Source organism: Subtercola boreus (assembly GCF_003399635.1).
Classification (GTDB): Bacteria; Actinomycetota; Actinomycetes; order Actinomycetales; family Microbacteriaceae; genus Subtercola; species Subtercola boreus_B.
In genome coordinates this window covers 1-3730 of record NZ_NBXB01000097.1, presented here as the reverse complement: position 1 = coordinate 3730, position 3730 = coordinate 1, and the positions used below count along the sequence as shown (strand labels likewise).

5 protein-coding genes and 1 pseudogene are annotated in these 3730 nt (G+C 62.0%); 2 read left to right on the top strand and 4 right to left on the bottom strand.

What is annotated here, in order from left to right; all coding sequences use genetic code 11:
• Nucleotides 1–121 precede the first annotated feature (121 nt).
• Nucleotides 122–604: a TetR/AcrR family transcriptional regulator gene (locus tag B7R22_RS18720; RefSeq protein WP_172582591.1), complete on the top strand. Its 483-nt coding sequence runs from the start codon at nt 122–124 to the stop codon at nt 602–604.
• 62 nt (nt 605–666) lie between these two features.
• On the opposite strand, the gene B7R22_RS18715 is transcribed toward B7R22_RS18720, so the two are convergent.
• The 3 genes from B7R22_RS18715 to B7R22_RS18705 form a co-directional block, all read right to left on the bottom strand.
• Nucleotides 667–1011, bottom strand: a complete 345-nt coding sequence (locus B7R22_RS18715) for a type II toxin-antitoxin system PemK/MazF family toxin (protein ID WP_253259173.1) — start codon at nt 1009–1011, stop codon at nt 667–669.
• Nucleotides 1008–1244, bottom strand: coding sequence for a hypothetical protein (locus tag B7R22_RS18710; RefSeq protein ID WP_116413183.1), 237 nt, complete (start codon nt 1242–1244; stop codon nt 1008–1010). Before B7R22_RS18710 ends, B7R22_RS18715 begins: the two co-directional genes overlap by 4 nt.
• Nucleotides 1245–1298: 54 nt before the next feature.
• Nucleotides 1299–2491, bottom strand: a protein-coding gene (locus B7R22_RS18705) for an IS3 family transposase (protein ID WP_116413182.1) whose coding sequence is annotated in 2 segments (ribosomal slippage) — nt 1299–2204 and nt 2207–2491 — 1191 coding nt in all. Because the reading frame shifts where the segments join, the coding sequence is not laid out codon by codon here.
• On the opposite strand from B7R22_RS18705, the gene B7R22_RS18970 reads away from it, so the two are divergent.
• Nucleotides 2384–2944: a hypothetical protein gene (locus tag B7R22_RS18970; protein WP_172582590.1), complete on the top strand. Its 561-nt coding sequence runs from the start codon at nt 2384–2386 to the stop codon at nt 2942–2944. The two genes, B7R22_RS18705 and B7R22_RS18970, sit on opposite strands and share 108 nt — an antisense overlap.
• 103 nt (nt 2945–3047) lie before the next feature.
• On the opposite strand, the pseudogene B7R22_RS18695 reads toward B7R22_RS18970, so the two are convergent.
• Nucleotides 3048–3395, bottom strand: a pseudogene (locus B7R22_RS18695) (transposase); the annotation flags it as partial.
• Nucleotides 3396–3730 lie beyond the last annotated feature (335 nt).

Genomic DNA, 3730 nt, shown 5'->3' with positions numbered 1-3730 from the left:
CCGAACCAGAAGCCGCCGCGAAATCCTCAAACGAGAACAACCCGCAGCGACCGCGTAACCAAAAGACCAACCCGAGGGGTCAACTTTCTTTTGACGATACGGGGTCAAGATTCACCCGACGTTGACAGGAGTAAGCGCTTCCCAGATCTACCACTACTTCACAGACAAAAGCGCCCTCATCCTCGCGGTCATCGGCCACCGCACCGACACTGTTCTCGGAACCCACCGCGCGGTACTAGAACGAGTCGATAGCTTCGACGCCCTCGAAGAATGGCGAAACACTATCGTCGCCTCAGTAGAGGCCCAGAACTGTGCTGGCGGATGCCCGCTCGGTTCGCTTGTCAGCGCTACCGCTGAAACCGACCCAACCGCACGCGCAGCCCTCGCAGAATCCTTCTCACAATGGGAACGCCTCCTCCACACCGGACTACAGGCCATGCGCGACCGAGGAGAACTCCGAGCCGACACCAACACAGAACCCCTTGCCATAAGCATGCTCGCCAGCATCCAAGGCGGACTACTCCTCAGCCAAACACACCGCACCACCACCGCCCTCAGCACCGCAATAGACACCACAATCGCCTACCTCAAAACACTCAGATAGCCACACAACAGAATGAAGGGGTCTGGAATCTGTCAGACCCGACAGCTACCGAAGCTCCGGGGTTAGAGGTCGAGGAAGTCGGCAAGCCACGCTTTGACCGATGCGAGGCAGTCTATGGAGACGTGGCCGGCGATCCCAGTCAGCCGGTCTCGTGAGAGGGTGCGGGGCTGCTCGGTCATGATCCACGAAGGCCGGTCGAGGCCGCTGGGTCCTTCGACACCGACGTGATTGGGCCAGCCTCGACCGGTCGTAGTGATGGGCAACACCATCACGAGGGTAGTTACGGCGTCCAGATATCCGGCAGAAGCTACGACAAGTACCGGCCGGTGCCCGCCCTGCTCCCGGCCTCGGACCGGCTCGAGGGCTGCCCACGCAATAACGCCCGGGGCAAGCTCGGATTCGATCACTCGGCCGTGTCAGTTAGCTCGGTTCGTTCCCACGCGGCAGACTCCGCCCGATGCGAGACAGCATCCGCGGGGGAGGTCACCGCGAATGCTGTCTTCAGCGATTCCAGCCGCCACCTGCGGTCCTCAGCATTCGCGAGCCGGGCAAGATGCGCCCCAAGGGTAAGACCGTCCCGCGAGGCCTGAACCTTCAAGCGGTCACGAAGCTCATCGTTCACCTTAATCGTCGTAGTCATACTCTGAGTATACCAAGAGTTGGGTCTGCTGCACGAGTAGGTGACACTTTCTAGTCACGCTGCGAGTGCGGCTGACGTGTTCATGATGGTCTCGTATTCGACAGGCGTCAAACGGCCCAGGGCGGCTTGGCGGCGGCGACGATGGTAAGTGCGTTCGATCCAGGTCACGATCGCGATGCGCAGCTGGTCACGGGTGGTCCATGAGTGCCGGTCGAGGACGTTTTTCTGCAGCAGGCTGAAGAAGCTCTCCATCGCGGCATTGTCACCGCAAGACGCTACCCGGCCCATGGATCCGACCATCCGGTGAGAGGCCAGAGCGCGAAGGAACTTCCTGCTCCGAAATTGAGATCCTCGGTCACTGTGGACCACGCAGCCGGCAACGTCGCCGCGCATCGCGACGGCGTTATTCAGCGCGTTCACGGCCAGCGCCGACTTCATCCTCGAGTCGATCGAGTACCCGACGATCTTGTTCCCGAACACGTCTTTGATAGCGCAGAGATACAGTTTCCCCTCACCGGTTTTGTGCTCGGTTATATCGGTCAACCACAGCTGGTTCGGGCCGTCAGCGGTGAATTGGTGCCGCGTCCGCCCGTCCTCGTCCGTCACCGTGCAGAGATCGTCATGGACAGCAGGGCCCGGCTTCTTACCGTTCTTGGCGCGTTTCTTCCCGAACGCGCTCCACCAGCCATTCTCTGAAGCGATCCGCCACGCAGTCCGGTCAGCCATCGCCTGCCCCGCGTCACGAGCCTCATCGGCGAGGAGTCGGTACCCGAACTCGAGATCATCCTTATGCGCGTCGAACAACGCGTCAGCCCGATACGCCTGCACCACCTCGGTACTAGCGATGGGATTGGCCAGCCACCGGTAGTACGGCTGACGAGAGAGCTTGAGTACCCGACACGCCACCGCCACAGGAATACCCGAGACGGCGAGCTCAGTCACGAGCGGGTAGAACCTTTTCCCGGCAGATTCGCCTGCGACAGGTACGCTGCGGCCCGCCGCAACACCCCGTTCTCCTGCTCCAGCAGTCGGATCCGTTTCCGGGCTTCACGCAGTTCCGCTGCCTCGGTTCTGGTCTGACCTGGCTTGTCGCCGACATCGATCGCGGAGCGCTGTAACCACTTCTGCAACGTCATCGTGTGGACCCGGAAGTCCTTCGCAATCCGCTCGATCGTCACACCAGGCTCACGGTTTCGCGCCACGCGCACAACATCATCACGGAACTCTCGCGGATAAGGCTTAGGCACAACAACATCCTTCCAGCCCGCCCGCAGGGCAAGCCAACTCAGATGTCACCTATCCGTGCAGCAGACCCCGGCGTCGTCAAGTCGTACTCTGATTTTGATCATGATGTCTCGAAGTTCGTCGACCTCGCCCTGCGTGGCTTTCTGCGCAACAACTTCATCACCTGGGCCCTGATCTTGGTGTTCCTCATCACTACAGTCCCCTCGTCCCTCGCGACCTTTTGGTACCAAGGCTGGGCCAACGCCCTCATCGTCGTCGGCATCACGGTCGTGCTCAGCGTCATACCGCTGATCATCTACCGGCGACGCAAACCATCCTGGGCCACCGACGTAGCCCGCTCATCATGCTGGCCGTCACAATATTCGCCCAGCCCGCAGGGTGATCGCCGCGCAGCCTCATCGCTTAGCCTCGATCCACCGATGTTCTTGGGTGAGAGCGGGTCGCGCGCTTGGTGAGCTTCGTGCTGATTATGGGCGCGGCGGTGCCGCGGGCCTTGCTGCCCGTGGTGTTCCGCTGAGGGTTTCTGCTCGCGCCGGGGTGGCTGGATGGTCGGATGGGTCAGCTCTGGGGCGGCCCAGTCGCGTGAGCGAACATCGCCGTCCAGGCCGTTTCCCAGGGCCAGGATTGGGGTAGGTGTAGCTGGATGCGGCGTCCGGAGGACGCGATCCTCGCGGGGACGCTGATCAGTTTCCGGCGGATCGTCGCGGTCGTCGCTTTCGTCAGGATGGTGTCAGCAATGGTTGCGGCGGCGCGGGTGAGGTTGAACGCGATGACGGCGAGGACCAGCCAGGCGGCGTTCGCGGTGAAGATCCCGGACGGCAGGTGCGCCAACGCTGAGTGCTTCGGGTCGGCGTTGACTTGCTCGATGATCGCGTGACGGCGGTGGACCTGGTCCGCGGTCACGGTACAGGGCGAAGCGACTAGGACCCCCGTATCAGCGGCTCGCCGGGAGACTTAATCCTGAGCCCCGAATGCGACCGCTGCGCGGCGCCACGGGTCAGCTCGCTCACGCCAGGCCCCGCGTTGCGAATGCCTCGACGAGTTCGGGAGCGTCTGGTGTGAGCCGTACGTTCTCGCGCTGCGTCAGCAGTGGCCCGCTACCGTCCGTCATCGTTGTGCTGTCTCATCGCATCGTGGACACACGATCTCATGACATCGTGGACACGATGTCTCATAGCATCGGAGACACTCGCGGGGGTGGTATTCGGGTGGGATGACGAATTTTCTTTCTCCCCAGACTC

What these genes read in the sequence shown, in the direction of transcription:
- B7R22_RS18710 (WP_116413183.1), bottom strand. Translation starts at nt 1,244, where the DNA reads ATGACTACGACGATTAAGGTGAACGATGAGCTTCGTGACCGCTTGAAG.